The organism is Priestia sp. 10L35, assembly GCF_056395685.1.
Genome location: NZ_JBFTKA010000001.1, coordinates 1,095,799 through 1,122,772, shown reverse-complemented (window position 1 = coordinate 1,122,772; position 26,974 = coordinate 1,095,799). Strand labels below are relative to the sequence as shown.

Genomic DNA, 26,974 nt, shown 5'->3' with positions numbered 1-26,974 from the left:
ACAGTTCAAACAGGAATTAGAGGCCTATATCCTCTATTACAACCATCTACGAATAAAAGAAAAATTAAAAGGATTGACCCCTGTAGAATACAGAATTCAATCCTCATTAGCTGCCTAAATAATGTGTCTAACTTTTTGGGTTCAGTTCATAATCAGTAGTTTTTCTGTTTATTAAAAGGTAGCCAAATAATGCTTCATCTATATTGAGTAGTTTATCCAAAAATCATATGATAAGTAATTTTATTATTAGTATATATGCATTAATACTGGCTATTTAATCAAACCTAATTTTGCTGCTACGCTATAACCTGATGAGTTAAATTTAAATCGATTACGAAGTTCAATAAGGTTCGGACCAAAGCTTGACTCTAGGATCTCTCGATGTTTTTTCATCATTTCATAGATATACAAGTCGTGAATGATAACTTCTGTAATTGGCATAACTAATCCCGGATGCATCGTCCAGGCAGCACGGCTATCCTTACCAAGTGATAATATACCTGCAACTACTTCTCGATCATCAGCACTTAGAACAATCCATCGTCCGCCATATTCATTGGTTATTTCTTCGCTTGCATCATGCTGATGAACCTGCGCAAAGTCAAATACTAAATCTCCATAGGATACAATTAAAATTTCTACGCCTCTTTTGGCTGCTACTTGTAATTCTTCTTTTAGTTCCTGGGCATCTTCTGCCCATATTTCCAATAGAATACGCCCTGTAGCTTCTTTTATAGCTTCCTTTGTACGATTTAGTATAGGCTCATAACCTGTAATGTTCCAGATGTTTTCTCTGTTTAAAGATACATAAGAATAATTTTCGAGAGCTTCTTCAGCTACTTCAAACGAGGATTCAGCTTTACGTTTTTTCAAGTTGATTAATTCATTAGGAGGTAACGGTGTATATAGAGCGGGATTTTCATGACTGATCATGACTTCTCCTCGATCCACTAGTCCTCCTAATACTTCATAAATTTTAGATCTTGGCACTCCAGAATTTAACGAAATAGCATACCCTGAAAGAGGAGATTTTTCTAGTAAAGCTAAATATGCTTTTGCCTCATATTCAGTAAAATTTACATCTTTCAAAATTTTTATTATATCTAGTGTCATGATTGGTCCTCCTTGATAATACCCGGATAAAGTCAATAATTTTAAATTAAGTATACCATTAGTACCCTTGACAGTTTGGGTTAAAAATTATAACTTAATTCTAGTTGCTACAAAAGTAGCTACTATATAGTTTTTAATCCTACTTGGAGGTGTAATAATGGATACAATGATAGCGAAACAACAAGAAAGCTTAAAAATAAGAAAGGTTAGAAGTGGAAATGGTTTATACATAAGTGCTTCCGTAATAGCCGTCCTTCTATGGAGTACATCGTTTGTTGGAACAAAAATAGCCTATACCTCTTTTCCACCCCTTACATTAGGAGCGGCTCGTTTTGTTATAGCTGCTGTTATTTTAGGGCTTATTCTCTTAATCAGGAAAGATAAAACAAAGCCTTCATTCAAAGATATGGGGTTAATGTCTATGAGTGGTGTACTAGGTACTACCCTTTATTTTTCTCTGGAGAACATAGGAGTTGAACTAACAACAGCATCTAATGCCGCTATTATTGTAGCGTCGTATCCTGCTATAACGGTTTTGATGGAATTTCTTTTTTTTAGAAAAAAGACATCATGGGTAAAGGCCCTAGGAATTGGAGTAGCGATGATAGGTGTATATCAAATATCCTATAGTCCTGAAACTCAGACAGATGATAAGCAATTAATTGGTAATATTATATTAATTGTAGCAGGTTTTATTTTTGCTCTCTATAACTTCACAACTCGTAAAGTTGTCAAAAAATATTCCATGATTACTATCTCTTTTTATCAAACTTTGGCGGGAGCTATTACGTTTATTCCATTAGCCTTTATAGAGAAGTCAAGCTGGCAAACACCAGATATACGATCATTTCTAACCTTATTGTACCTAGGCGTTTTCTGCTCGGTTATCGCTTTTTTATTATATAATTTTGGATTACGCAAATTATCTTCTAGTTCTGCAATGACGCTGATGAATCTTGTTCCTATTTTTGGTGTGTTTTTTTCTGTTCTACTCCTTCATGAAGTGGTAGGCATAAACCAATTTATTGGTGGAATCATTGTACTTTTGGGTGTAGTTTTGAGCATGAGGGAAACGAGGAAAAAGTATGTTTTAGAAAATAAGTAAAAAGTATAAACCTAAAAAAAGTCCTCAGTCAAAGTAGGGCTTTTTATTTTCAATAAAAAAGTACATAAAAACTGGTATTACGTATCTTCTTATTAAAAATAAATAGATACTATTTATAAACTGTCCCCCAATCGTTAGACACAGCCTGATGATTGGGGGACAGTATTTAATCTTTATCTTTTAATTTAAGCTCTCTACTTCAGAATCCCAATTTTGATCTACACGGTTAAAGTAAGCTTGTTCAAGAATTTGCATGTAATCGCCCTCGGTAATTAAACGAACGTTACTTGATGTTGAGTTGTTTTGTATGGCCAACCTTACAATGCTCGGAAAGTCTTCTTTCTTTACACCCTCTAAATCTTTCAATTTAGGAATGTTTAATGATTCTGTTAATTCTATAATCCCTTGAATTAATTTTTCAACAGCTATTTCATCAGGGTCTGAATCCTTGGCAAAGTTCATATACCTTGCTAATGTCGCATGTAGTTGCTTGTTCTCCATAGAATTGAACCTTAATACATATGGTAAAAATACTGCATTGGCAACTCCATGCGGGGTATCATAAAGTCCTCCAAGCGCTTCTGCTAAGCAGTGTACTGAGGCAACATCTGCAGATCCAAAACAAAGGCCTGCTAAGAGACTTCCTTCCAGCATATCTTGACGAGCATCTGCATTTGTGCCATCGCGGAAAACGATAGGCAATGCCGAAACGATGGTTCTCATTGCTTGAGCCCCAAGCGCTTGTGAAATAGGATTTGTTACTTTACATGTATAACCTTCAATCGCATGAACTAATGCATCAATACCAGTCGCAGCAGTAACAGAAGGAGGAAGGCTTAATGTTAGTTCAGGATCAAGAATCGCCAAGACAGGTCTTAACGAACTATGTTTGAGTGTCATCTTTCGGTGTGTAGACGCCTCGGTAATAACGGCGGAACGAGTAACCTCTGACCCTGTACCTGAAGTAGTTGGAATACAAATAACTGGTGCAATGTTTGAATACGGAAGTCGGCCGTCTGCATAGTCAGATGGTATCCCACCGTTTGGACCGCACAATGCAATAGCTTTTCCAGTATCCATTGCACTTCCACCACCAATGGCAACGACTGCATCTGCACCAAAGTCACAAAATAATTTAGAACCTGCCAAGCAGTTTGTATCTCGAGGATTTTGTTCAATGGAGTCGAATAACAATACTCGATATTTAGAAGCCTCCAGGGCCGTTATAATTGGTGAAACTAGTCCTGTACGAACCACACCTGGATCACTTACAATTAAAATGGATGAACCAATTTTTAAAGATTTTAGCATTTCTGGTAATTCTCTAACTTTCCCCATCCCTACCTCGATTTGGGTAGAACAAAAATAGTTATAGGATTTCATTTATACCCCTCCCGTTGTCTAAAATTAAATACCTATCTTAATTTTCATTTCATCATAGCCGGTAAGCTTACTTGTTCCATTCCGAAGCTAATATACCCATAAAATATGTATCTACGTACTTCCCTTCCACATAAGCATGATTTCTTAATTTTCCTTCAATAACAAAACCAATTTTTTTATATAGCGCAATCGCCTGTTCGTTTATTCCTCTTGTTGTTAAATAGATTTTGTTTAGACGGAGCTGTTTAAACCCTAGATCAATCATTTGCTCCATAGCCATTCGACCATACCCTTGACCTCTAGATTCTGAAGATAAAAGAAGGCCTATACTAGCTCTTCCATGCGCGTGGTCTATATCCTTCAGAAATACCCATCCAACTAATTCTTTTTCATCGCTTTCAATTCCTAAAATTAAATCGTTGTTCATTCTTTTCTTTTCTACTTCTTGTACTACCTCTTCATAAGTTAAAGGTGTCCTGCCTATCATTCGTATTGCCTGTTCATCATTTAACCATTTATGTAAGTATTGAATGTGAGTTGTTTCAAATGGCGTAAGGTGTATTCTTTTGGTATTCATTTATTTATCTGCTCCTTCTAAAAAAGTTAACCACAAATTACAATTCATTCCACACTTGATTCAATAAATATCACTGATAAAGATAAATGTGTATTTCTACTTACGATATACAACAGTCAAATTAAACTAAGTAGATGCAGAATTGAATTAAACCATTAATCTGTTTTTAATTTTGAATATACATTAAGATCTATAAACTTTCCTTTTGACTTCTCTACTTGCCTAAGTGTTCCTTCAAATATAAAATTCAACCGATGTAGAGTCTTAATTGAATTAATATTTAAAGGCTCTACTTTTGCTTCAATTCGATTCATGTCCAAATCTAAAAAAGCATAGTTTAATAGACTGCTAATAGCTTCAGACGCGTATCCTCTTCCCCATGCTGCTTTGGAAAGCTCGTATCCGATTTCAACTCTTGAATGCTCGAAGTCTAACATGTTATAGCCACATGAGCCAATAATTTTATTTGTTTCTAATTCAATAATAGCAAAGCGAATAGCCTTTTTTTCAGAGGCTAGTTTATTTAGAAAGTTAATCATATCTCTTGCTTGTTCTACTTTGATAAAATTGTCAATGTTCATGTACTTAGTAACATGAGGGTCAGACCAAATTTTAAATAAATGAGACGCATCGGCTTCATGCATCTTTCTTAAATATAACCTTTTTGTATATAATTCTGGAATCAATAAAAACCCCTCTCTTTCATTTTACGTATGTTTAATCCTTAATTAAGGTTAATTCATTGGTTTGAGCTATTAAATCAATTTTCTTATTTGCTTTTTCATAATAAGTAGAGGCACCTTCTCGGTCTCTTTCCTTCCATCCTTTTGTTTTAATCACCAATTTATATCCTAATGGTATGCCGTTTTCTTCAGAAGCTTTAGACCACTCATATATGTTTACATGTTCTTTTCCTTTTACTAACTTTGCATTTTTAGGGACAGGGAAACCGGAAAATTTATCAGATGGGATATAGGCAAAGAATGTAACAAAATAGAAAATTACCGCTCCCATTAGTAAAATCCCAGTAACAGTGATCGTCACGGTTTTTTTCAACTTATTGCCCTTCTTTCAATGACATTTTATAATGCGGTAGATCTTATAACTTGTAAAAGCATTAAACTTTCTGTTGGAAATGATTATTAGTTTGATACCTGTTATTTTAGATTTAAGCACCCTTTTGTATATTCGTCTTATATAGCTTTTTCAAACAGAAATAAAGAATACATTCGCTAATTATAAAGATAAGAACGCCTATAAACGTAGTCCCTAAAAACTCAAAGATGTTAAGGATAGACATAGAGTGTTCCCACCACCAATATCTAAAATTGGTTCCAAACAAAACGAAATGAATAAAAAGAGAAATTGCCTGAACTTCCCCTACTGATCTATGAGATTTTATAATAAGTATCCTTCCAGCAAAGAAACCAATTATAAAAGATAGAATAGTAAATACAAAATAAAGAGAACTAGCCAATAAGGATTCCTGTGGTGAATACATTTTAACCTCCTTTTTATTGATTATTTTACCATTAATTATAATTAAAGGAAGTTTTTTTAAGGATTTGCACCTTAAGAAATATTTAAACAGAAAAAGAATCCTTTTGTAGCGTTTTTGACACATTGTTTCTCAAAAAACAGGATCCATTTTTCTCTAATCTAAGATGATTCCTTCTGATAAACCCTATTACGTTATTCCGATGTAATAGAAGAAGGATTTTACTTTTTAAAATAGAATAGTTCCTTAAAGAATCATAAAGGAGTTGATTTCATGTCTAAACAAATAAAGGATAGAAAAGAAATAAAACTTTTGGATTCTCAAATTTATTTATGTGATGAAATTAAAAAGTTGCTGAAGAAAAAAGAAAAAAGAAGTCTAGCTTTTGAACAAGAGTATACAGAACATGATATATTACACATTGCTTTAAACAGGTTAATGAGTGAGTTAATCTCCAGACATTAAAAACGTCACCTATCATATTTGATATTTTTCGAAATAGATAAGTTTCATATAAAAATAGACAGAATATTTCATTAATATCTTTACTTTGTAAACGCTTTCGTTTATACTAAGTATAGGTTGGATGGCATGAGTGGCTGTCATAGTATTTAGCGTAGGCGGGGCTGATACGAGGGAACAGGACATAGAAGAAATGTCCTTTTTTGTTTGGGCAACATTTCTTAGAAACTAGGAAATATTATAGAATACTTTCAAACGCTTTTTTACTTAGTATATCTTATCCAGTCTAGAAATTGAAAAAGACCACCTCTTCCCAGTCAAAAGAGGTAGCTTTTGTTAAAATTGAATTTACAGTAGTCGCTAGATAATGCTTTATTGCATCTTGAGTAAGTTGCTTAATTTAATAAACTGTATTCGTAGACAACATATTCACCGCTTTTTCTAACAGTAAAATATCTTCTTCAACCATTCTTTTCACATCGTCGAAATCAAGTTGAATATATTCTTCTTTTAAACGTTCTAATTCCCTGGCGAACAGGGATCCCGTATAGTACCTATGATTTGTCACTAATATTTATCCCCTTTGTGTGCTCTTAATAGATGTAATTCCCCTTTATTTAGATTAACAACCAATTAAAGCAGGATTTATAAAAAAATAATCCTTCCCTGATGTAGGCAAAGGATTTTTAACTTTATTAGAATAGGGAGAATACGTTATTAGTGTGGCCAGATTTGTAGTTTCATATACATACAACGTTTTACCGTTCTACTTTGATGTTAAATCAAATTTATCTTCTTTACCATTCCATTTTATTGTCACGTGAAAAGGAGCGTTACTGCTTTGAGTCGAACACCCGCTGCAACTCCCATTTAAATTAATTTTCCCTTCTGTCTCGTCATCCGTACCTGATAATTTACTTGTTTCCGATTCCACAACATAAGAAACTTTTCCTACTTTCTCCTTGTCTTTTCCTTCATAAATGATACTTCCTTGCCCGTTTTGAGTATTCTCTCCTTTATTTAAAAGATATAAACCTTTCCAATGATCTCCTTCACCTTCGAAACGCACACTTTCTTCCTTGCTACCACAGCTACCCAATACTAATAAAAAAATAGATATAATTCCTAAAAACAAAAACTTCCTTTTCAATTTAAATCCTCCTACACAGTACAAAAGTTCCCAAATACCCTATTAGATAATTTTTGTGCTAGTACCTGTTCATTTTTTCAAGTAATTTAATTAATCTATTATTTTGATTCACTATCGTTCTTAGCTTAGCTTCTAACGAACATAACGTGATAAAGACGGCTATAAATCCTATAATGACAAAAAACATATTAGCTGATATCCCCTATACATTATTTTATTTTTAAATCAATATCTATATAATAACATTTTTTCTATATTTTATATCTTGATTTTATATATATTCTTAGCTAAGATACTGCAGGAATAAAAAGAGCAACCATAACGGTTGCTCTTTTAAAGTATTGTTTTTATAGCTAGATAAACTGCAGCAATCGATGCAAGAACGATAAGTACATTCAAAATGCGATGTTGAGTAGCTAAGTGGCCTCGCTTCATTTCTGCACGAGTCAATGGTTTATTTTCATCGTGATTTCCACTCACTCTGTTACATCTCCTATCCTGTTTAGTTATTGGTTCTGCCAATTTAAGCAATAAGCTGATCTTTGTCAGCTGCTTCTTCCTTTTTTATCTTCCCTCTACATAAGATATAGAAAACACTAAACATAACAATCGACCAAATAAGATTAGCTCCTGGCTCAGTGTTAGCTACCTTAAACAAACTCGGTATAGATCCGAAAACAGAATCGTCCGTTGTAAGGAACAGAGCGAGAAACATGTTGTTGGCTGCGTGTGCGCCAATGGTAATTTCTAAGCTTTTTGTCTTAATCGCGATATATGTAAGAGCAAAACCAGCTACAATGTAATCCAGTCCGACTAATATAATGGATTTATTCATTTCAGGATTAGCAAAATGTCCTATTGAAAACATTAGTCCGACAATAATCGCAAGTAAGATTGGACGCTTCACTTTCTTACTCACCCATTGAAGAAGAAGCCCTCTAAAAAACAGCTCCTCTGTTGTTGTTTGAATAGGTACTAATAAAAGCGTGATCAGTACTAACAGGGCATACTCTTTTAAACTTACATGATTCCATGAATAATCCGAGTGGTTAAACACGACATCAATTAATTGTGAAACGATTAGTAACAGGCTAAAAGCTCCAAAAGACCATATTACTTTCTTCCAATTCACACATTTGTTAGCAGTGATTAATGATTTCATTTTTCGTTTGTGAATAAAACGAATCCCGATCCATAAACCAAAAATCCAGCATATGTACATAATATGAGACAACAAAAAATCAAGATTAGCATTGATTCCTACAGCTACTCCGCTATCAAAATCAAAATATGATTTTCCACTTTCATCAGCTGCAACCATTATCATTTCAGCAATAATATAAATAACTGATCCTAACAGCATAAACACAGAAGCAAGGATTGTTGTACTTACATAACGCTTCCAGCTATTTTTTCCTTCTTCCACATTTAAATAGTTTTTCATTTTCTTCTTACTCCCTCAGCCTTCTCTTCTCAATTATACCGTTCTTCTCTACTTTGTTGTTGTCTAGGCAATGTAAAAATCTATCAGGATCCGAAGTCCTGCAATCATTTTAACTACCGCCTGCTTTTTACCTTTGAAGATAAGGAAAGAGACTGACAATATTAAGAAATCACAACTCTACCCATTACCTCTTTATATAAAATTTAGCGTCTTAAAAGCCGTTAAAAAACAGCTTTTTCTAAAAGAAGACTCGACACCAAGTCATCGTTAACCTTTATATCTTGCTCATACGTGCCCGCATACACATAATTTTGAAGAAAGTACTTGCTACTCAAGAATATATATCCTAAAACAACTAAAATAAATATTTTTTTCAACATTTCCCTCACCTTTTTATTCAAACTTTTACCCTCATGGCTGTTACCACAACACTTAAGAGTTTATCCATAAACAACTTTTTCAGTTTTTAAATTAACAATCAACTCATATAACAACATACAAACGTATATAAGTTACAATAATATTACATTATTATTACAAATGTAACAACAATATTATAACCAAGAAAAATAGGATAATCAATATGAAGTGTCTAGTAAAACAGATAAAATTGCTAGATTCGTATCATACGTGTAAATAAATCAAAAACTTTCGGAAAAAGGGTGTTAGTTCCCCTGCAGAAATATTTATAGAAACCAAAAAGCAAACTCCCTATCATTAGGAGTTTGCTTCTTTTATTTAAATCTCAGATAGAGTTTTTATAACCATTTTCATCTCATTTAGTATAGAGATAATACGTTTTAAGAACATAATTAAGGTACAATATTCCCCTAATGAATGCGCCTTTTTAAGAAGTATCTACTCAAAGTATGGTTTCTCTTTTTCTTTTAAAGGGAACTAAACCGTAAAGTTCAACCTTAAAAGGAGACAATCATGGTTACAATTGAATCAATTATAATAGGCATTGTATTTATCCTCATTCAACTATACGCATTAACGATTGTCGAACGTTCTCCAATCGGGGAGCAAAAGCTGCTCTCATTATCAGGCGGTGTAGCTATTGCTTATGTGTTTATTTATATCTTACCGACACTTCATAAAAAACAAGAAGAGTTTGGAGGATCCTTGGCCCTTGATACTGAACTATATTTTCTTGGTCTTCTCGGCTTACTCGTCTATTTTTCTGTGTATTCATTTGCTCAGACGAAGGCAGCCACACACCTGAAGGAACTGACCGTTTATATGGTACAGGCGAGTTTCTTTATGGTTTATTCTTTTATCATTTCTTATGTTGTGTTCTCAACCGATGTCAAGCGAGTTGAATCACTATTCTATGGATTGGCTATCAGCCTTCACTTTATGGGGTGGTCCTACCATCTAGGAAAAAAACATCATCGCTTGCACAAAAACAGAGGTCGCTATATGCTTGCAGGGGCAACTTTTCTTGGATCAATCATGGGCGTCTTCGGGCCCTCATCCGGCCTGCTTATTGAGTCGATGATTGCATTTAGTTCAGGTGCAATGTTATTTAACGTTATCAGTAAAGAACTCCCTTTTGAAAAACACGCGCACTTGCCAACCTTTTTAATCTCATCTCTTGTCTACGCCGCTACAATGATTGCGTTAAAAGCTTTTTTTGATTGGTAATTAAGTAGAGTAGAGCAATAGATTTTTCGCCTAATAAATGAAGTTTTCCAACAGATGTGATATGTAAATGGCCAATTTACTGAAATCAAGAAAGAAGGCCTTTGAACATCTTAGTTGTATCTATGGGGACATACTGGACTGAGTCTCTGGCTCCCTAGAAATTTTTCTTTGTTAGAAGAAATAAAACAAGTTGATAACACTGACTTATGAAACTTACTTTTCTCTCTCCGAATTCCTCACTTAAACTGTACAGCCAAAAAGTTGTATGAACTCTATCACTTCGTAAATTATCTAGGTTTAAAACAATAAGTAAAGATCTAAACAGTTTAAAAATAAAAAAGCCACTAATTAGGGATTTTCCCTCTAATTAGTGGCTTTTTCTTTCCTCGTAAGGAGTCGAGAGCTATTTTATGATGCCCTCACGGCGTCTTGGCTAGTTTGCTCAAGAGATAAGCCTTTATTCATTTACAAAAAAAAATTCATAACAGGTAATAAAAACATATAAATATAGTAAGAGATAAATTGACTAAAAAGGTGATTATTATTTTTCGAAAAATACCGGTTGTTTTTGTGGGAAGCTTATTGCTAAGCATCGGAATTAATGGATTTTTAGTTCCTCATTATTTGTTGGATGGAGGAACAATTGGAATTGCTCTCATCCTTCACTATTATTTTGAATTCCCCACAGGTGTAACGATGATCATTTTAGGTCTCCCACTATGTTGGTTTGCTTGGATTTATGAACGGCATTATTTTTATAATAGTTTTTATGGGCTAATTATTTCTTCTTTATTGATTGACTGGCTAGAACCTATTAAAAACCAGTTTCAATTTTCTATTTTTTCTAGTGTAATCCTTGGAGGGATATTTATTGGGACAGGAGTTGGTCTTATGCTTCGATATGAGACAAGCACTGGAGGAACAGATTTACTAGCTCAACTAATATCAAAAGCTTTTTCTTTGAACATAGGGATGGTTATTTTAATTATAGACGGTTTGATTATAACAGCAGGTCTTCCTTTACTAGGACCTAAAACGTTTCTTTTTTCATGTTCAACAATTTTTATAGGGGGATTGACGACTTGGTTAATTACTAAAAAAGAGTAATTTGAATTATAAAATTAGTATCTTCTATCTCCTGTTTTTGCCTCTTCCTGTTTTTTATAAATTAAAAAGACCATCTCTTTTCAACTATAAGGGATAGTCTTTTTCTATAAGTTGCATTAACAATAATCGTTAGCGGATGCTCTATTGCATCTTGAGTAGCTTGCTCTAATTATTAAACATTAGCCTTAACATTTCCACCTATAATTTTTCAAACTTTCCTCTAGAAGCTATGTAAGATGCAGCTAAGTAAATAATAATTAGAATAGGAAAGGAATAAATGTACCTCCAGTGCAGCGGTTTATAAATACCAATCCAATTAAGTAGTGGAAGGCCAATAAAAGCACCTACTGCTGAATAAATCAGTGCTTTGATTACGGGGTTAATTTTAGGCTTTACTTGTATAAAAAATATCATGGAGATGGGTAATAAAAATAAGTCCCACGGCAAGTAGTTGAGAAAAGTTTTGACTTAGCTGGGAAATTGCTTGATGAATGCTTCCCAGTTCTTGTCCTAATTCAGTATCAGTAATATTCCCTCCAAGTAGCTGAGCATCTTTTTGCTTATAGCGTTGATTGTTTTTAGTCATTCTTAAAAACCTCCTTAAAGTAGATAGAACGTACTTGTTTATAATCGTCTGTTCCTTTAAGAAAAATGTTTGGCAAAAATGAACAATTTTTTGTTCGCAAGCTATTTATTATAACTGGTAGAAAAATGTTTATTTTGTATGGTTTTCTGCTGATTGTGAGGAATAAAAACATATATTCAGTGTGAATTAAAATGGAAAAAAGTATGTGATATTTATTATAGAAGAAGTCAAATTAATTATAGGAGGTTTACATAAAAGAAATTGTAGTTCATCATTATCATGCCTTTAGTAAAACAGTAAAAAAAGAACCCTGCAGTCAGAAATTTCAAATCCAACTGAGAGTTCATGATCTAGCCTGCCGTTTTAAATAATTTTCATAAAGAAAGAATGTCTTTAATACCCAGAATCCTCTGATGTAAGGTTATCGAGCATTGTGTAATCATATTTCTGCAGAGGCTTTTCTGCTGGGCCTTCTATAACTTCTCCTGTATAAGAAAATCTAGATCCATGGCAAGGGCAATCCCAAGAACGATCTCCACTGTTCCATTCGACTTCGCAGCCAATGTGAGTACAGGTTGTATCTACAATGTGGATTTTTCCTTCTTGATCTTTGTAGGCTCCCTTTCGATGACCTCGAACCGTAATTACCGCCCCTTCATCATTAGATAGATCTTCAGCTCTTACATCAGAGATTTCAAGCTTACCTTTGATGAGATGGCTTACGACATCAGCATTTTCTACTAAGAAATTTTTCAAGCTGGGGTTTGCGTAGAAACGCGATGGCGAATATAAATGTTGATAGGCGTTCTCTTTGCCTAGAATTATATCTCTGAATAAGAGGGCTGCTGCTGTTCCATTTGTCATTCCCCATTTCCTATAACCAGTAGCGACGAGTATATTAGGTTGACTAGAGGTGATTTCTCCAATATAAGGAAGTTTATCAAGCGTGACTAAGTCTTGTGCTGACCAGCGATATACAATATTTTCTATGTCGAAAACTTGTTCACCAAAATTCTTTAACGCTTTATAATGTTCCATTGTATCTTTTCCTTGGCCTGTTTGATGGCTTTCTCCCGCTATAAGAACCATTTCTTCACCGTTAATGACTGTAGAACGCAGGGAACGTGTTGGTTGATCAGCGCTAATATACATTCCACCTGGATAAGCTTCTTTGGCTTTAACAGCAAGGATATATGAGCGGTCAGCGTGCATTCTAGCAGAGTAAAGGCCCAGCCCTTCATAGAAAGGAAAATGCGAGCAAGAAAGAACGTAGCTTCCTGTAACACGCATCCCTTCTCGTGTAAGAACTGTTTGCTTATCCCCAGATTCAATATTCACTGCCGCTGTATGTTCAAAGATAAGTCCGCCTTTTTGCTTAATAGCTTGAACGAGGTGAACGAGGTATTTAATGGGATGAAACTGTGCCTGGTCTTTCATCACAAGGGCTTTTTTAATTTTTACGTTAAAAGGAATATGGTCTGCCAATTCACCATCAATGTTAAGTTCCTTATAAGCTTCTGCCTCTTTTTCAAGTTTTAGAGCATACTCATCAGTAGTAGCATATATGTAAGCATCTTGCATGATGAAATCACAATCAATTTGATGTTCTTCAACTGTTTTCTTAATAAAATTCAAAGCATCCGCATTAGCTTCATAGTATAATCTTGCCTTACTTCTTCCAAAATTCCGAATAAACTCATCGTAGATCAAATCGTGCTGGGCAGTAACTTTTGCTGTCGTATGCCCCGTTGTGCCATTCAATAGTCTTCCAGCTTCTAAAACGGCTACCTTTAGACCTTCATTGACTAAGAGGTACGCAGAAGTAAGACCTGTAATCCCTCCGCCTACAACTACAACATCTACATCCATGTCATTATCTAAAGCGGGAAACTCCGGCAAATCAATAAAATCTCTCCAGTATGGTTCAGGCGTCTGCGGAAGCTGTTCTCCCTTGTGTTCATTATGAGTCACATTACGACCTCCATTCAATATTTTGATAGTAGTGTTATCAGGATTTCCATTTATTTAAAGTTCATACTTATATGAGGAATACAGCCTTCGATATGTGGACTTGTATTATTTTATAATCTTAATTCAAAAAGTCTTTAATATAGATAAAAAAAGAGAGAGTCTATTTGAATTAGACTTTCTCTTTTTTATAGAAAATATATATCTACGAATATTGATTTTAACCTTTTGCTAACTCTAACGCTTTATCTGCTTTTTTTAAATCGTGATTTACTTGCTCTTCAACATCATAGGCATGATACATTTCATTATCAATCATATATTGAGCAATCTTTTCATGAAGTTCGATGGCTTCATCCAATTGTTTTTTTAATACTTTCCGAACTTCTGGAGTTGCTGTTTCCGTGAGAGCTACGGCATATGTTCGTACACCGTTTTTCGCTGATAACAACAAATCAGTTGCAATAGCAAGATCATCTAATGTTTTGTTAAGCGTACTTTTAGCAGCCATTCCTAAATCCCTCCTGTTTATTGAGCTTTCTTTAAGATTTTTTTTAATTCATTAATTGCTTCAGTAGACGTTTGGACGTCTTCTTCCAGAATCTTTTTTAATTTTTCATCCTCTACCAATTCCAGCATTGCTGTGCCTTTTGTTACACATGACGTTTTAAGCGTTAAGATTTCATGAACTTCTAGCGTCTCGTGCATAGCTAATTTTTTTGACATATCTCAATTCCTCCTTAGAATTTTCTGGCTTGTGAACTATATTCCCAGCTTGTTTCCATTTAAACAGTAATTATCTAATTTTTTTAATGTTTCAGAAAAATATGCCCAGGTATTACAACTAGCATAAATGAGTCTATTTATATAAACCATTTTCTATATCAAAAGGAAAAAGAAAGAGATATTAAAAATCAAGAGAGTCCTCTGACATTAAATCATAACGAAACGTTAAATAAATAGTTACCAATTACATATCCAAGATGCTTCATAAACAAGTAGAAGTTTTTCATACAAGTAAACCGGGAAACGGAACGTTAGATAACAATAAAGGAGAACATGTTATGCAGGAAATGACAGAAAAGCTACATGACTTTTTACTAGAACATATTGATGAAATGTCTCAAGAATGGCTAGACTCACGGGAAGTGGAAAAGGATTCAATCTACACAGCTGATGCCTCTTCCCAAACAACCGAATATCTTCGAGTACAAAATCAATATTTCACTTGTAAAATTGTAAAAGTTCTTATAGGAGAGTCATTAGATACTCTTAGTGACTGGGCACAGGAAGTTGCCTCAAAAAGGGCTCAAAGAGGCGATTCTCTTTATCATAGTATTCATCATTTTAAAAAGTTTCGTTTAATCTTTTTTAAACAGATTGAATCTTTTTTTCACCTTCATTCATCTAGCATTACATATGAAGAGCTTTTTTTATGGAATAAAGTAGTAAATGAAGCGTTTGATCGGATGATAGAACTTTTTACGCTTTATTACGGACAAGTTTCAGAAGCGCAGTCTCAAGCTCAAAAAATGTTGATTTCTGAGCTTAGCACGCCTGTCATCAGTATTTCCGATACAGTGGGTGTGCTGCCTCTAATTGGTCAGGTTGATGATTATAAAAATAGTGATTTTGCAAAGAAAGTTATGCTGCAAGCAAAAGAGCTAAATCTGTCTTGCTTAATTATTGACTTATCAGGTGCACCTTCGATTGATACTATGATGACCAATGAATTATTTCAGGTTATAAAGATGTTGGACCTACTTGGCATTGATACAACTATCACAGGTATCCGTCCGGAAATAGCCTTAACTGCTGTTCAATTAGGAATAGATATGAGCAAATTGAAAACTTATGGAAAGTTAAAAGATGCAGTAAATAAGCTTTTGCAGGAGTGATATTGAATCAAAGTATTAAGCATTTTTTTATGTCGGTTATATCATAAATAGACGTACCCGTCCCATTAGGAGGAAACTTCAGGTACAAAGAGAACAAATAATTTATTTGTTCTTCCATTGCTAACATACTAATATGAAGAAAAAGAACTGTATATTTTTGAGTTCTATTCTACTGTGAGTTAGCTTTTAGGACCCCTAATATTGACAGATAGAAATAAAAAAAGCAGTATTGGGTGCATTTCTTTTAAGCTAGTCATATTCATCATAATTCTTGTCAAAAAGAAGCCTTTGCTAATCATAGCAAAGGCTTCTTTTTGACGAGCTTCTTCTATAAGTTATGTAAATGATGAAATCAATCTTAACATATTTAAATGGTTTGCACATTTTTCATTAAGGGTTTCCCATTCTTATAATCCGTTTGATAGTAAAGTAGCTTATAAAAATAATTCATTTATCTATTTATTCTTCGTATGGACAAATGATTGGATATTTTAAAATTAAATCACCAATAATACCATTACATGTATTTTCAACAAAAGGAGCTAAATAAAGATGAAACTGAAAAAAATAATAGGCATCACCTTTTTATCAAGCGTTATCTTATTTTCGGGACCTTTATCATTGGTCAATGCATCGGTAAATGATTCTAAAATGACTGTAAAACATTCAGTGAAAGAAGAGCAGCCTAATATAAAGATTTTGGCCACTGGAGGTACGATTGCAGGCTCTTCTGAAAGCAGCACAGACACAACTGGATATGAATCAGGAGCTCTTAACATTAAAACAATTATCAAAGCTGTTCCTCAGTTGAAAAAAATAGCGAATGTAAGCGGAGAACAGGTCGTAAATATCGGAAGTCAAAATATAGATAACAGTATTTTGTTAAAGTTAGCGAAGCGGATTAATACACTATTAGCTTCTAAGGATGTTGATGGAATTGTCGTGACACACGGATCTGATACGATGGAGGAAACGGCTTATTTTCTAAATTTAGTAGTAAAGAGTGACAAACCTGTGGTTGTGGTTGGTTCAATGAGACCAGCTACCGCTATAAGTGCAGATGGACCGTTAAACTTGTATAATGCAGTGAAAATTGCTTCTACAAAAGACGCACGAAATACCGGCGTTTTAGTAGCGCTTAACGATCGAATTGGTGCAGCTCGTTATATAACAAAAACACATACAACGGCAGTAGATACGTTTAAATCCCCTGAACAAGGATATGTAGGAGAAATAGCTGGAGATAAGATAATATTTTATAACAAACCAACTCGCAAGCATACAACACAATCAATATTCGATGTATCAAAATTAGATAAACTTCCTCAAGTAGACATCATATATGGGTATCAAAACGATTCTAGGGATTTTTATGACACAGCCGTAAAAACTGAAGCAAAAGGAATCGTCGTTGCAGGAGCAGGAAATGGACTGCTATCCGATGCTGCTCTAACAGGTGCTAGAGATGCGGTAAAAAAAGGCGTAGTTATGGTCAGATCTAGCCGGGTAGGAAGCGGAGTTGTGACACATGAAGAATCAGATGATAAAGATACGTTTGTTACATCCGATTCATTAAATCCACAAAAAGCCCGTATTCTTTTAATGCTTGCTTTAACGAAAACAAAGGACCCTCAAAAGATTCAAACCTACTTTAATGAGTATTAAATCAAAAATATCTTTCATCCTCTGTTTTAGCTGAATTTTCCAAGAACAATTGGCAATGACAGCTTATAAGAAGGACATAAAGAGGTTGAGACATCATTAACATACTTTTGTCTCACCCTCTTTTAATTAGGAAAGAAACCATCCGCAGGTCCCTTATTCATTTCCCCAGTTCTTGCTTTCTATAATTAAATGATTTGATGTGTTGTCTAGTACACGCCATACCAAGGTCTTGCCTTCTATATCTTTTAACTCAATAATGCCCTCTAGCTTATTGGTATTCACATGGACACGCCCCTCATCTATTCTTTGCGCACTTTTTAATCTTGTTCCAAATGTTGCAGGGCTTTCTTTCGTTAGCTTTACAATGACATCTATCATACGTTTGTCAGAAACATAGTTTTTGCTGTTCTCATAGTTATTAGCAGCAGGCTTAATAGCATGTTCTAACCCAGTTTCGTATTGGCGCCAATCAACAATTAAAAAAACTGCAAATACTAAAGACACTGTGAGTAACAAGCCGTACGCAACATATCGTTTCATTTATTTTTGCTCCTTTCGCAGGAATAGGTTGTATCAGAAAATAGTATCGTTTTATTTAAAGAAATATTCCTTTTTCAGCATAAAAGAAGGTATATTTTTTAAAGTTTTCTGCTTACGGAGAGTACAATAGGACTTATCACGAGCTTAATGTAAGTCCCTTGCGAACAATTCGTTCAGGAGGAAAGACAAGAGAAAAATCCTGTTAGAAAACTAAAGAATTCCCCTTCTCTATCACAAGCTTCTCATTGCATTGTAAGAGCCCGTAAACATACGTTTACGGGCTCTTGTCTCTCATTCATAAGATATAAATAGAATGAGTTTAGTATGCATATTTTATTTAACCTACGTTATTTTTCAATATGTTCTCCAGTTATTCGAATAACCCCTTCATTTCTATCTAATGGAACAGGAGGACGCGCCCCTAAAGGAACCTTCCAGTGCCACCATTTGAAGATTCTAGCGATGACGAAACATAGAATCGATATGCCTGCAAAAATCCCAACAAACGTCCAGTGCTGTCCGCTTAAGAGCATAACAGGCCCTGCTGACCACGCAAATAATTCTAACGGTGTATTAAGCGGTCCAACTACCGCTGTATCTGTAAGTGTTTTTGATTTGTTATTAGGGTCAATAATTCTTAGTAATGTAAGCCCAATTGCAAACACACCTGTTGAATAGCCATACACAAATATGGAACGTTCAAACCAGCTTTCATAGTTCATGGCCGGTCCAATTACGACTAGCATCACCACTACTATTGCTATACCTGAAAGCATTAATAAACCCAGTGGAAGTGCATATTCCACAACAATAGGTAATTTGATTGAAGCTACTCCAAAAAATACAAGAAAATCGGTTGCTGCACTGCCTAAACGATCGACTACCTTACTATCAACGTATTTATAAACCCCTTTTTCTCCTTTGCCTAGCAATATGTACATAAGCAGCGCTATCAAAAATGCTATTGTAAACGTTGGGAATTCTAGTCCCCAAGCAGTCGCAATATAATTGTTTAATAAGTATCCCAAACCTGATGGCACAACTAATAATGCTAAATGAAAGGCTAATGGATCCATCGCAATTGGTGAAATAGTGTCATCCCCCATTGCTGTTCTATTTTTAGGCTGAACTAATCCCGTTTTTAAATCCTCGGAAATTTCCGAGAAGTCTTTTACATAATGAGTGTATCCCTTTCGAGTTGCCCATTTTATAAAAATAAGTCCACCAAAAATACCTGCTAAAATACCGCCGGTAGCAGCGGTCATCCCTAAGTCCGTTGCATTTTCCCAGCCTAGATTTTCAAAGGTTGTACCTACCGCTGCCGCTGTTCCATGTCCTCCATAAAATCCGGCTGCTAAAAGTAAACCAAATCCGTTATTAATTTCTGGAGCAAACTTTGAAATCACTAAAATAGAAAAGACAATCGGAATAGACATTTGAAGGCCTATACAAAGAATTTTATAAGTGGCATATGCGCCCATTCGATTGATATCCTTTTTCATATTGCCGGGTGAAAAAGAAAACCCGTTTATTCCAACTGCCGCAAATACAAAAATGGTAATAATCCCTGCATAGGAGCTAATATCTTCAGAAAAAGGTAGGATGTTTAAAAAGCTAGGTCCTAATGCTAAACCTAAAAAACCTGCCAATAAGCTTGCTGGAATAAAACTTCTTTGGATAAATTTAAATTTTGCGCGAAGCAGCATGCCTATCAAAATCAGAACACTGGCACAAGCAAAATCTACTAGTATCGTATATACAGTCATTCATATCCTCCTTTTGCAACTTTAAATGCTTAACAAATTAGCTGATCTTGTTGATGTAGCGGGTGGTGCTAGGTCTAGCTTTTCCCCTTGTATATGTAATACGTTCTCTGGTCTGATCCAAGGTCTATTTTGTATAGAACTTGTTTCTTCATGTGTGAGGTATCCTTTATAAGCGGTTAAGCTGCGTCTTAAAAATCCATCTTTGATACAGGCTGATTTTACACCCGAATTTAGGATGGACTGAATATGTGGCAGCACGGACGCTGCATAAGCTACAGAAGTAGAGTTAGCAATCGCTCCAGGAATATTGCTGACACAGTAATGAACGACACCATTTTCAATATATGTAGGATGTTCATGAGTTGTTTCACGGAAAGATTCAATTGCACCGTCAGTGTCATTGCTAATATCTACAATAACTGATCCTTTTTCCATTAAATTGAGCATATCGCACTCTATTAAATAATCTTTGCGTTCCTTTGGCCATTTCACACAGTTAATTACCATATCAGTTTCAGGAAGCAGTTTTTTAATATTTTGCTTAGTTGATAGCTGAGTATTCACTTTTTCATTATACGTTTTGCCGATATCTCTTAATGTTCCGTAATTTATATCCATAACCGTACACCACGCACCTAATGAATGTAAAACTTGCAGAGCAGACCTCCCTACTAGTCCTCCTCCAAGGATCAGTACCTTCATACCGGGAGCTCCAGCTAAGCCACTAACAAATTTTCCTTTTCCTCCGTTAATCGTCAGCATGGCTTGAAGCCCCATTAGTGCGCCTTGTTTTCCTGCTGCTTCACAGTTTACTGAACCAAATCGATGTGAATCTTCCGCAGTGAACGCGATACATTTGCTATCGAGGATAGCTTGTACCTGCTCTTTATGTGCAGCTGGATGTATACACGTATAGATAATTTGATTTTTCTTGAGCAACTTATACTCATTTTCTTCAATCTCTTTAACTTTTGCTATAAAGTCACATCTTTCATACATCTCTTCTGTTGTTTCTACTATTTCGGCCCCTTCTTTTTCATACTGTTCATTCGTAAATCCCGCTAATGCGCCCGCATCTTTTTGAACAAGGACCGTATGGCCATCGTCTTTAATAGTAGCAACCTCTAAAGGTGTCATAATGACTCGATACTCTCCCACTTTATTGTCTTTTAATACACCAAATATCATGTTGATCCCCCTAAATTCATTTTTGTAAATGCCTCTCCTTCATGCGTGATCTTAAGATTAAAGAAATTATTAGAAATATTCAGATTAAAGCAAATGTACCTTATCTTGCTACACACAAACTTTGAAGAGATTGTTCTAATAGAACCTTATTCTGCATTTACTTACCAAAGTATAAATTAAAATGAATAAAAATTCAAAAGGATCTGAAATTAATACCTGTTTATGTATGTCATGACAAGCTGTTACCTTATTAATCTTGCATAGAAAAAAGGTTCCACTCATCAACGTTCAATGAGTGAAACCTTTTTTTGATTATCTGCGGCTAGCTGTGCCTCTGCTTTTTTGCAGATGAGCTTTATGCCGTAGAGCTAACAGGCTACTTTGTTACGGAAATACTGCCGTTATGAGTGGCTAGTTTAATAATATTCTTTCCTTTTCCAATAACAGCGTCCCTATCATATTTATTTAGAATATCGACTTTTCCATTGTCCACGGAAACATTAAATTGAACGTTACTTGGTTCTTTTTCCGTCTTAATTTTAATCTTTCCATTGTTCGTTTTAAGGTCAATATCTCGATCAAGTTCTTTTGTTTCTAAGGCGATACTTCCATTATGCGTTTCGCCTTCTAAACTACCTTCCACGTTACTCAGCGTTATTTTCCCGTTATTTCCTTTTGCTTGAACCGTTTTTGCTGCAGCATTTTTTATGCTTGTAAGTCCATTGTGTACGCTGGTATTCAAGTTTTGTGAATCAATGTTCTCTAATTCTACACGTCCGTTGTTTGCGCGAATGGAAACATCTGCTGCGCGTAATTTTTTAACAGACACATACCCATTGTTGCTGGAAATCCCCAATGAATTATACTGTTTTTCAGGCAAATAAACGTTGATAGATAGCGGTTTTAATACACTAACAATGTCAAAATTGACCCAGCTGCGCTGTTGTTCATTATAGGAGATGAAAAGCGTTGAATTTCTAACGTCAGTAGTGAAGTCTCTTTTTATATTAGGAGATGTTTCTCCTTTTAATGTTACTTTGATATTATCGCCTTTGATAGGGTATACATGAACACGAGTATTATCCGTATCGATGTTTACCTTTGATACTTGATTGCTTTTAATAACTTTTTCTTTTGAAATAGGTTCAGGATCAATAGCACGATACGTAAGGAGGCCTCCTATAATCCCAACAAGGATGAGAATGCCTGCAAGAATGGAGAGTTTCTTTTTATTCAGCACGTTTTAAACCGCCTTTCACAAGTGATACATTGTATTTTAGATAACGTACAAAGCCTTTTATAGCTAGCTTCGTCACAACTAACATACCTAACATAATAAAATATCCAATTCCGCAAAATGCTAAAGACATAAATAAATTAAAGAGAAAAAAGCCGCTCGAATGTACAATAGCCTCACCAAGAACTAGAATCGGAGATAGCAAGAAACATAGACCTATGGCCCAAGCTGACAAAATGAAGCCAGCTAATGCGACGGCGGGTCCAAGAACAATCACTACATTAAAAAAGGCTAACCCAATTACGGCCCACGTGGCTCTTAAGATATTTTGAGTTGTTGCCTTAGCTGTTGCTTGCTCAACGTGATAATCTGCGAGCAATTCTTTAGCTATTTGATTCGGAGAACCTAACGACGTTACAATTTCTTCTTCTGTTTTTCCTTCTTCTAAGCCAATGGAAAAATGTTCTTCATAATCTTGTAAAATATCTGCCCGTTCTTTTGCGGATAATGGTTTTAAGGATTCATTTAATTGCTGTAAAAATTTACTCTTCGACATTGTTCACACCTTCTTTAATTAATTGATTAACACCTCTTGAAAACTCATTCCATTCATCGACAAGTTCATATAAATAATCTCTTCCTTTATCGGTAAGCTGATAATATTTCCTTGAGGGACCTTCTGTAGATTCTTTTAGGTACGTTGTGAAGTATTCTTCTTTTGTTAATCGGCGCAGAAGAGGATATACTGACCCTTCTGATATTTCAATTTGATCGGAGATTTTTTGAACTAATTCATATCCATAGCGGTCTTTTTTATCAAGCAACACAAGGACACAAAGCTCTAAAACTCCTTTTTTAAATTGTACGTTCACTGTTCTTCACCCTTTTCTTTTCACAGTCCACTACTGTTTATTGTATAGTACTGATTTATAATTTCTTCCTAATAATTACAATATATCACCAGCTATTGTTTATTGCAAGGTACTGTTTAATATTTTTTAAATTTTAGTCATTTTTACAGTCGTAAGGTGTTTTTTATAAAGCAAGGTTCAACCTTCTTTTCTAATTAGCTTGTAGATAAAATTATTTTAACGTACCCAAAAGAAAAAGCAGCCTATAACTATAGACTACACAGCAGCAATCATGCCAGGCTATTTTTCTTTTGCTTGTTGGATAAATAAAAAGAAAACCGTTATTAAGATAAAATAATTTAGCGGATTTTTGAAAATATCCCCGCCTAAAGCCAATTGCAATAAGATCCATAAAGCGAAGATTACTAGTATGGCTGGTATTATAAGCTTGTTCATACATCACTCATCCTTCGTTTAAAATAATAAAGTAATCTTGGCTCTCCATACTTGTTTCATACCCTAACATTAAATCCATAAATAGCTTTAAAAGCATACTGATTGAATGTTTATAAGAATATCACTTTTAAGATAAAATTTAACAGCTGTTATCGCATTTGATAGAAATGTCTTACGTGTATTTGATTTTTTTGTAATAAATTAAAGAAAAAAGAAGCCGTTATTTTACATTTTCAAACAATAAAAAACAGCCAATTTTATAGCTGTTTTAAAGTAGACTGCTATCAAAAATTTCATTTTCTAGATGGTGCAAATTCCTCCTGCAGTTCTTTTAAAAACGCAGCCGCCGCAGCTGAAAGAACATGATGCTTTTTCCACACAATATTTAAACCTGATTCAAGTCTTGGCTGTAACGGTCTGAAACAAAGGTTGCTAGTCGTAGATGTGTTGACGATTTTATCAAGTGTTATGGCATATCCAACGCCTTCTTCAACCATAATCGCCGCATTATAGGCAAGATTGTATGTAGTGACAATGTTCAATTTATGAAAATCTTCGCCGAACCAATCCGCAAATTCATTTTTTGAAAAAGTCTGTTTCACGGCTTGTCGTGAACAAATCAGTGGAACGTTTACTAAATCCGCAGCTTGAATGCTTTCTTTGACGGCAAGGGAGCTGTCTTTTTTCATAACGACGCCCCAAATATCTTTGGCAGGCATATTAAGATAATTGTATTTTGAAATATCGGCTGGCTGAATTAAAATACCAAAATCAAGCAGACCCTTGTCAAGCCGTTCCGTTATATCTTCTTCGTTTCCACTGTAGAGGTGATATCGTATATTGGGATAACGTACCTGTACATCTTTTGCTACTCGTGCAATATGTTTCATTGCTTCAGTTTCCCCGCCGCCTATATAGACGTCACCACCTATTGTTTCTTCCATAGAACTAAACTCAGCCTCTAATTTATCCATCATATTAACGATTTCTTCTGCCCTGTTTCGCAGAAGCATTCCTTCATCTGTCAGGATGACACTGTGACTGCTGCGAACAAATAGTTTTTTACCTAACTCTTGTTCAAGATCTTTTAATTGTCTCGACAAAGTTGGCTGTGTCACATGCAAAAAATCAGCAGCTCTCGTGATGTTTCCTTCTCTTGCAACCGTAAGAAAATAGCGTAAAACTCGAAATTCCATATACCCCTCCTCCTTTCACAATCTTTAGTGTATACGTCTCAGAAATGCTTATCAAGCATACCACGATATAAGATATAAGCATTTTCTATATTTAAAAGGAGCCAGTAGAATAAATAGCAACGAAGTTCATATCACAAAAGCACCATTTTTAATTATTCAAAGTGGAAAGGAGCTTAAAATGAAAAAACTTTTATGTCTGTCTGCTATCTTAGTAGCAAGCCTTGGCCTCGCTGCTTGCAGCAACAATAATTCATCTGCAGCGGACAGAGATCATAATACAAGTAATCTTTTAAACCAAGCACCAGAACAGCCACAAGAAGAACATATTTCAGATACAAAAATAAAATTAACGTTTAACGATAAAGAAGTCTTGATTAGGATGTATGATAACCCAGCAAGTATGGCTTTTCTAGCTCAATTGCCTTTAACAGTCATTTTTGAAGATTATATAGGTAAAGAGAAAATTAGTATTTTACAAAAAAGATTATCAGCAGATGATGTACAAGCCGGAGATCTATCAAAAAAAGGCGACTTTGCTTATTACGCTCCTTGGGGCAATGTTGCTATTTTTTATAAAGGTTTTGAGGATGCCACAAATGACCTTATCATACTAGGTCAAATTGAATCAGGAAAAGAAAACGTTGAAAATATTCATGGTGATTTTACAGTTACCATTGAAAAAGTGACTAAAAAACATAACAATTGGTCTTTAAACAGCCCGCTTTGAAGCAGCTAGAACACTTTTTAGAAAGAGAGAAATTGATTTTATGTCTAAACAAAATAAGCTACTTATATTTGTCTTAACCTTAGGAGCTTTCAGTATTATAAATACCGAAATGGGGGTTATAGGGATACTGCCCTACATTGCGGATCACTTTCATATCAGTGTATCAAAGGCCGGGTGGCTGGTGAGTCTCTTTGCTCTTACTGTATCAATATCCGGTCCAACTATGCCGTTATTATTTTCAGGAGTCAATCGTAAGAAAGCGATGTTGCTTGTACTTGGTATTTTCGTTTTAGGTAACATTATCTCTATATTCACCACTAATTTTGCTGTTGCCATAATTGCGCGTGTGATTCCAGCTATCTTTCATCCAATTTATTTTTCAGCAGCTTTTACAATGGCTGCAAACTCAGTCAGCAAGGAAGACGCTCCAAAAGCTGTTTCCAAAGTCTTTATTGGCGTATCTGCAGGTATGGTACTTGGTGTACCAATCGCAAGCTTTCTTGCAAGCACAGTTTCATTTCAACTATCAATGACATTTTTCGCTGTCATTAACGCTATAGTATTTATTGCTACATGGGCATTCTTCCCTTCTATGCCTATTAAAGAAAGACTTTCCTATGGAACGCAGCTCAGCGTATTAAAAGACCCCGTTACTTGGCTTTCCATTATGGCCGTCCTTTTACTGAATTCAGCAGTATTTGGGGTATACAGCTATCTTGCTGAGTATCTTAAAACCGTTACGAACATCTCTGGAAAATTAATCAGCTTCATGTTAATTCTATTCGGTGTGGCAAACATTATTGGAAACATTATCGCAGGGAAGCTGCTTACGAAAAATGCTATCAAAACGGTAGTAGTTTTCCCTTTCGCATTGGGAGTCGTTTACATCATTTTATTCTTCACCGGACAGTTCACTTGGCCTATGGCTATTATGACTTTAGTTTGGGGAATATTCGCTGGTATAGGAACGAATATTAATCAATATTGGATTTCATCAGCAGCTCCGGAAGCTCCTGATTTCGCAAATGGATTATTTTTAGCATCCGTTAACTTAGGAACAACGATTGGTACAGCTGTAGGTGGACTATTTATATCAGGACTGGGTACAGAATACGTCGTACTAGTGGGGATCTTGTCATTAGTATTGAGCGTAGTATTTATTTTACCAAGAAGCTACATGAATCGTCCTATAAAACAGCTTTCTAAATAAGGCATCAATTCAACCCTTTTTCGGATCCCTTTGTTTTCTTTTATTGCATCTATGAAGAGCAGAAATCTATTCTAGTCAATGCTTACACCATTAATAGATAGAAATAGAGATTTGAGATGGAAAAATACACTAAAGTTACGCTTGTTCCTTTACCATCATATACCTGTCACAAAAGACGTTTTTTTATGACTTGCTAAGGG

The 26,974-nt window shown here is 34.9% G+C and carries 31 protein-coding genes; 9 read left to right on the top strand and 22 right to left on the bottom strand.

Going from position 1 to position 26,974, the window contains the following annotated elements; genetic code table 11:
* A partial coding sequence (locus AC1DEF_RS05885; protein ID WP_477727317.1) for an IS3 family transposase occupies positions 1–118 on the top strand: 118 nt, incomplete at its 5' end.
* Between the two features lie 152 nt (positions 119–270).
* Here the strand turns inward: AC1DEF_RS05885 and AC1DEF_RS05880 are convergent.
* A complete protein-coding gene (locus AC1DEF_RS05880; RefSeq protein WP_097823079.1) occupies positions 271–1,113 on the bottom strand; it encodes a TrmB family transcriptional regulator in 843 nt (280 codons plus the stop codon).
* A 157-nt stretch (positions 1,114–1,270) separates the two neighbouring features.
* Here AC1DEF_RS05880 and AC1DEF_RS05875 point away from each other — a divergent pair, with 157 nt between their 5' ends.
* A complete protein-coding gene (locus AC1DEF_RS05875; RefSeq protein ID WP_097823080.1) occupies positions 1,271–2,218 on the top strand; it encodes a DMT family transporter in 948 nt (315 codons plus the stop codon).
* Between the two features lie 180 nt (positions 2,219–2,398).
* On the opposite strand, the gene AC1DEF_RS05870 is transcribed toward AC1DEF_RS05875, so the two are convergent.
* From AC1DEF_RS05870 to AC1DEF_RS05855, 4 genes are all read right to left on the bottom strand, one after another.
* Positions 2,399–3,601 carry an iron-containing alcohol dehydrogenase gene (locus tag AC1DEF_RS05870; protein ID WP_097823081.1) on the bottom strand — a complete coding sequence of 401 codons (1,203 nt, stop codon included), beginning with the start codon at positions 3,599–3,601 and terminating at the stop codon, positions 2,399–2,401.
* Between the two features lie 67 nt (positions 3,602–3,668).
* On the bottom strand, positions 3,669–4,178 hold the full coding sequence (locus AC1DEF_RS05865; RefSeq protein ID WP_097823082.1) for a GNAT family N-acetyltransferase: 510 nt from the start codon (positions 4,176–4,178) through the stop codon (positions 3,669–3,671).
* Positions 4,179–4,333: 155 nt separating this feature from the next.
* Positions 4,334–4,864 (bottom strand): GNAT family N-acetyltransferase, encoded by a 531-nt coding sequence (locus AC1DEF_RS05860; protein ID WP_097823083.1) that lies wholly within the window; start codon positions 4,862–4,864, stop codon positions 4,334–4,336.
* Positions 4,865–4,895: 31 nt separating this feature from the next.
* Complete coding sequence (locus AC1DEF_RS05855) at positions 4,896–5,234, bottom strand: hypothetical protein (RefSeq protein WP_097823084.1); 339 nt, start codon at positions 5,232–5,234, stop codon at positions 4,896–4,898.
* Positions 5,235–5,949: 715 nt separating this feature from the next.
* Between AC1DEF_RS05855 and AC1DEF_RS05850 the strand changes: the two genes are divergently transcribed.
* Entirely contained in the window at positions 5,950–6,141 is a 192-nt protein-coding gene (locus tag AC1DEF_RS05850) for a hypothetical protein (protein ID WP_013058411.1), read from the top strand.
* Between the two features lie 397 nt (positions 6,142–6,538).
* Here AC1DEF_RS05850 and AC1DEF_RS05845 read toward each other — a convergent pair whose 3' ends face one another.
* The 4 genes from AC1DEF_RS05845 to AC1DEF_RS05830 all read right to left on the bottom strand — a co-directional run bounded on the left by AC1DEF_RS05845 (position 6,539) and on the right by AC1DEF_RS05830 (position 8,732).
* Complete coding sequence (locus AC1DEF_RS05845) at positions 6,539–6,706, bottom strand: hypothetical protein (protein ID WP_176521207.1); 168 nt, start codon at positions 6,704–6,706, stop codon at positions 6,539–6,541.
* Positions 6,707–6,904: 198 nt separating this feature from the next.
* A complete protein-coding gene (locus AC1DEF_RS05840; RefSeq protein ID WP_097823086.1) occupies positions 6,905–7,288 on the bottom strand; it encodes a hypothetical protein in 384 nt (127 codons plus the stop codon).
* 333 nt (positions 7,289–7,621) lie between these two features.
* A complete protein-coding gene (locus tag AC1DEF_RS05835; RefSeq protein WP_169305188.1) occupies positions 7,622–7,768 on the bottom strand; it encodes a hypothetical protein in 147 nt (48 codons plus the stop codon).
* A gap of 43 nt (positions 7,769–7,811) precedes the next feature.
* Positions 7,812–8,732 (bottom strand): CPBP family intramembrane glutamic endopeptidase, encoded by a 921-nt coding sequence (locus AC1DEF_RS05830; RefSeq protein ID WP_097823087.1) that lies wholly within the window; start codon positions 8,730–8,732, stop codon positions 7,812–7,814.
* 933 nt (positions 8,733–9,665) lie between these two features.
* Here AC1DEF_RS05830 and AC1DEF_RS05825 point away from each other — a divergent pair.
* Both AC1DEF_RS05825 and AC1DEF_RS05820 read left to right on the top strand, forming a co-directional pair.
* Positions 9,666–10,379, top strand: coding sequence for a hypothetical protein (locus AC1DEF_RS05825; protein ID WP_097823088.1), 714 nt, complete (start codon positions 9,666–9,668; stop codon positions 10,377–10,379).
* 522 nt (positions 10,380–10,901) lie between these two features.
* Positions 10,902–11,486 (top strand): YitT family protein, encoded by a 585-nt coding sequence (locus AC1DEF_RS05820; RefSeq protein WP_080781595.1) that lies wholly within the window; start codon positions 10,902–10,904, stop codon positions 11,484–11,486.
* A gap of 198 nt (positions 11,487–11,684) precedes the next feature.
* On the opposite strand, the gene AC1DEF_RS05815 is transcribed toward AC1DEF_RS05820, so the two are convergent.
* The 5 genes from AC1DEF_RS05815 to AC1DEF_RS05795 form a co-directional block, all read right to left on the bottom strand.
* Positions 11,685–11,900 (bottom strand): hypothetical protein, encoded by a 216-nt coding sequence (locus AC1DEF_RS05815; protein ID WP_368484537.1) that lies wholly within the window; start codon positions 11,898–11,900, stop codon positions 11,685–11,687.
* Positions 11,872–12,072, bottom strand: a complete 201-nt coding sequence (locus AC1DEF_RS05810; RefSeq protein WP_097823089.1) for a hypothetical protein — start codon at positions 12,070–12,072, stop codon at positions 11,872–11,874. Before AC1DEF_RS05810 ends, AC1DEF_RS05815 begins: the two co-directional genes overlap by 29 nt.
* Positions 12,073–12,465: 393 nt before the next feature.
* Entirely contained in the window at positions 12,466–14,043 is a 1,578-nt protein-coding gene (locus AC1DEF_RS05805) for an FAD-dependent oxidoreductase (protein WP_097823090.1), read from the bottom strand.
* Between the two features lie 217 nt (positions 14,044–14,260).
* Entirely contained in the window at positions 14,261–14,551 is a 291-nt protein-coding gene (locus AC1DEF_RS05800; protein WP_060747271.1) for a spore coat protein, read from the bottom strand.
* A gap of 17 nt (positions 14,552–14,568) precedes the next feature.
* Positions 14,569–14,766, bottom strand: coding sequence for a hypothetical protein (locus AC1DEF_RS05795; RefSeq protein ID WP_043978700.1), 198 nt, complete (start codon positions 14,764–14,766; stop codon positions 14,569–14,571).
* 338 nt (positions 14,767–15,104) lie between these two features.
* On the opposite strand from AC1DEF_RS05795, the gene AC1DEF_RS05790 reads away from it, so the two are divergent.
* Entirely contained in the window at positions 15,105–15,938 is an 834-nt protein-coding gene (locus AC1DEF_RS05790; RefSeq protein WP_097823091.1) for an STAS domain-containing protein, read from the top strand.
* 552 nt (positions 15,939–16,490) lie between these two features.
* Complete coding sequence (locus AC1DEF_RS05785; RefSeq protein ID WP_097823092.1) at positions 16,491–17,603, top strand: type II asparaginase; 1,113 nt, start codon at positions 16,491–16,493, stop codon at positions 17,601–17,603.
* Positions 17,604–17,756: 153 nt separating this feature from the next.
* Here the strand turns inward: AC1DEF_RS05785 and AC1DEF_RS05780 are convergent, their stop codons facing one another.
* From AC1DEF_RS05780 to AC1DEF_RS05745, 8 genes are all read right to left on the bottom strand, one after another.
* Positions 17,757–18,143 carry a hypothetical protein gene (locus AC1DEF_RS05780; protein ID WP_097823093.1) on the bottom strand — a complete coding sequence of 129 codons (387 nt, stop codon included), beginning with the start codon at positions 18,141–18,143 and terminating at the stop codon, positions 17,757–17,759.
* A gap of 347 nt (positions 18,144–18,490) precedes the next feature.
* Complete coding sequence (locus AC1DEF_RS05775; RefSeq protein WP_097823094.1) at positions 18,491–19,909, bottom strand: sodium/glutamate symporter; 1,419 nt, start codon at positions 19,907–19,909, stop codon at positions 18,491–18,493.
* A gap of 21 nt (positions 19,910–19,930) precedes the next feature.
* Positions 19,931–21,097, bottom strand: coding sequence for an alanine dehydrogenase (locus AC1DEF_RS05770; RefSeq protein WP_097823095.1), 1,167 nt, complete (start codon positions 21,095–21,097; stop codon positions 19,931–19,933).
* A gap of 376 nt (positions 21,098–21,473) precedes the next feature.
* Positions 21,474–22,337: a DUF4097 family beta strand repeat-containing protein gene (locus AC1DEF_RS05765; RefSeq protein ID WP_097823096.1), complete on the bottom strand. Its 864-nt coding sequence runs from the start codon at positions 22,335–22,337 to the stop codon at positions 21,474–21,476.
* Positions 22,327–22,890, bottom strand: a complete 564-nt coding sequence (locus AC1DEF_RS05760) for an HAAS signaling domain-containing protein (RefSeq protein WP_097823097.1) — start codon at positions 22,888–22,890, stop codon at positions 22,327–22,329. Before AC1DEF_RS05760 ends, AC1DEF_RS05765 begins: the two co-directional genes overlap by 11 nt.
* Positions 22,877–23,206 (bottom strand): PadR family transcriptional regulator, encoded by a 330-nt coding sequence (locus AC1DEF_RS05755; RefSeq protein WP_014458816.1) that lies wholly within the window; start codon positions 23,204–23,206, stop codon positions 22,877–22,879. Before AC1DEF_RS05755 ends, AC1DEF_RS05760 begins: the two co-directional genes overlap by 14 nt.
* A 279-nt stretch (positions 23,207–23,485) precedes the next feature.
* A complete protein-coding gene (locus tag AC1DEF_RS05750; protein WP_025749955.1) occupies positions 23,486–23,641 on the bottom strand; it encodes a hypothetical protein in 156 nt (51 codons plus the stop codon).
* Positions 23,642–23,934: 293 nt separating this feature from the next.
* Complete coding sequence (locus AC1DEF_RS05745; RefSeq protein WP_097823098.1) at positions 23,935–24,837, bottom strand: LysR family transcriptional regulator; 903 nt, start codon at positions 24,835–24,837, stop codon at positions 23,935–23,937.
* Between the two features lie 178 nt (positions 24,838–25,015).
* On the opposite strand from AC1DEF_RS05745, the gene AC1DEF_RS05740 reads away from it, so the two are divergent.
* Positions 25,016–25,564, top strand: coding sequence for a cyclophilin-like fold protein (locus AC1DEF_RS05740; protein ID WP_097823099.1), 549 nt, complete (start codon positions 25,016–25,018; stop codon positions 25,562–25,564).
* A 40-nt stretch (positions 25,565–25,604) separates the two neighbouring features.
* Complete coding sequence (locus AC1DEF_RS05735; protein ID WP_097823100.1) at positions 25,605–26,774, top strand: MFS transporter; 1,170 nt, start codon at positions 25,605–25,607, stop codon at positions 26,772–26,774.
* Positions 26,775–26,974 lie beyond the last annotated feature (200 nt).

Excerpts from the sequence above, each read along its gene's own strand:
- AC1DEF_RS05880 (WP_097823079.1), bottom strand. The coding sequence starts at position 1,113 with ATGACACTAGATATAATAAAAATTTTGAAAGATGTAAATTTTACTGAA.
- AC1DEF_RS05875 (WP_097823080.1), top strand. The coding sequence starts at position 1,271 with ATGGATACAATGATAGCGAAACAACAAGAAAGCTTAAAAATAAGAAAG.
- AC1DEF_RS05870 (WP_097823081.1), bottom strand. The coding sequence starts at position 3,601 with ATGAAATCCTATAACTATTTTTGTTCTACCCAAATCGAGGTAGGGATG.
- AC1DEF_RS05865 (WP_097823082.1), bottom strand. The coding sequence starts at position 4,178 with ATGAATACCAAAAGAATACACCTTACGCCATTTGAAACAACTCACATT.
- AC1DEF_RS05850 (WP_013058411.1), top strand. The coding sequence starts at position 5,950 with ATGTCTAAACAAATAAAGGATAGAAAAGAAATAAAACTTTTGGATTCT.
- AC1DEF_RS05830 (WP_097823087.1), bottom strand. The coding sequence starts at position 8,732 with ATGAAAAACTATTTAAATGTGGAAGAAGGAAAAAATAGCTGGAAGCGT.
- AC1DEF_RS05825 (WP_097823088.1), top strand. The coding sequence starts at position 9,666 with ATGGTTACAATTGAATCAATTATAATAGGCATTGTATTTATCCTCATT.
- AC1DEF_RS05815 (WP_368484537.1), bottom strand. The coding sequence starts at position 11,900 with ATGATATTTTTTATACAAGTAAAGCCTAAAATTAACCCCGTAATCAAA.
- AC1DEF_RS05810 (WP_097823089.1), bottom strand. The coding sequence starts at position 12,072 with ATGACTAAAAACAATCAACGCTATAAGCAAAAAGATGCTCAGCTACTT.
- AC1DEF_RS05800 (WP_060747271.1), bottom strand. The coding sequence starts at position 14,551 with ATGGCTGCTAAAAGTACGCTTAACAAAACATTAGATGATCTTGCTATT.
- AC1DEF_RS05795 (WP_043978700.1), bottom strand. The coding sequence starts at position 14,766 with ATGTCAAAAAAATTAGCTATGCACGAGACGCTAGAAGTTCATGAAATC.
- AC1DEF_RS05790 (WP_097823091.1), top strand. The coding sequence starts at position 15,105 with ATGCAGGAAATGACAGAAAAGCTACATGACTTTTTACTAGAACATATT.
- AC1DEF_RS05785 (WP_097823092.1), top strand. The coding sequence starts at position 16,491 with ATGAAACTGAAAAAAATAATAGGCATCACCTTTTTATCAAGCGTTATC.
- AC1DEF_RS05780 (WP_097823093.1), bottom strand. The coding sequence starts at position 18,143 with ATGAAACGATATGTTGCGTACGGCTTGTTACTCACAGTGTCTTTAGTA.
- AC1DEF_RS05775 (WP_097823094.1), bottom strand. The coding sequence starts at position 19,909 with ATGACTGTATATACGATACTAGTAGATTTTGCTTGTGCCAGTGTTCTG.
- AC1DEF_RS05770 (WP_097823095.1), bottom strand. The coding sequence starts at position 21,097 with ATGATATTTGGTGTATTAAAAGACAATAAAGTGGGAGAGTATCGAGTC.
- AC1DEF_RS05760 (WP_097823097.1), bottom strand. The coding sequence starts at position 22,890 with ATGTCGAAGAGTAAATTTTTACAGCAATTAAATGAATCCTTAAAACCA.
- AC1DEF_RS05750 (WP_025749955.1), bottom strand. The coding sequence starts at position 23,641 with ATGAACAAGCTTATAATACCAGCCATACTAGTAATCTTCGCTTTATGG.
- AC1DEF_RS05745 (WP_097823098.1), bottom strand. The coding sequence starts at position 24,837 with ATGGAATTTCGAGTTTTACGCTATTTTCTTACGGTTGCAAGAGAAGGA.
- AC1DEF_RS05740 (WP_097823099.1), top strand. The coding sequence starts at position 25,016 with ATGAAAAAACTTTTATGTCTGTCTGCTATCTTAGTAGCAAGCCTTGGC.
- AC1DEF_RS05735 (WP_097823100.1), top strand. The coding sequence starts at position 25,605 with ATGTCTAAACAAAATAAGCTACTTATATTTGTCTTAACCTTAGGAGCT.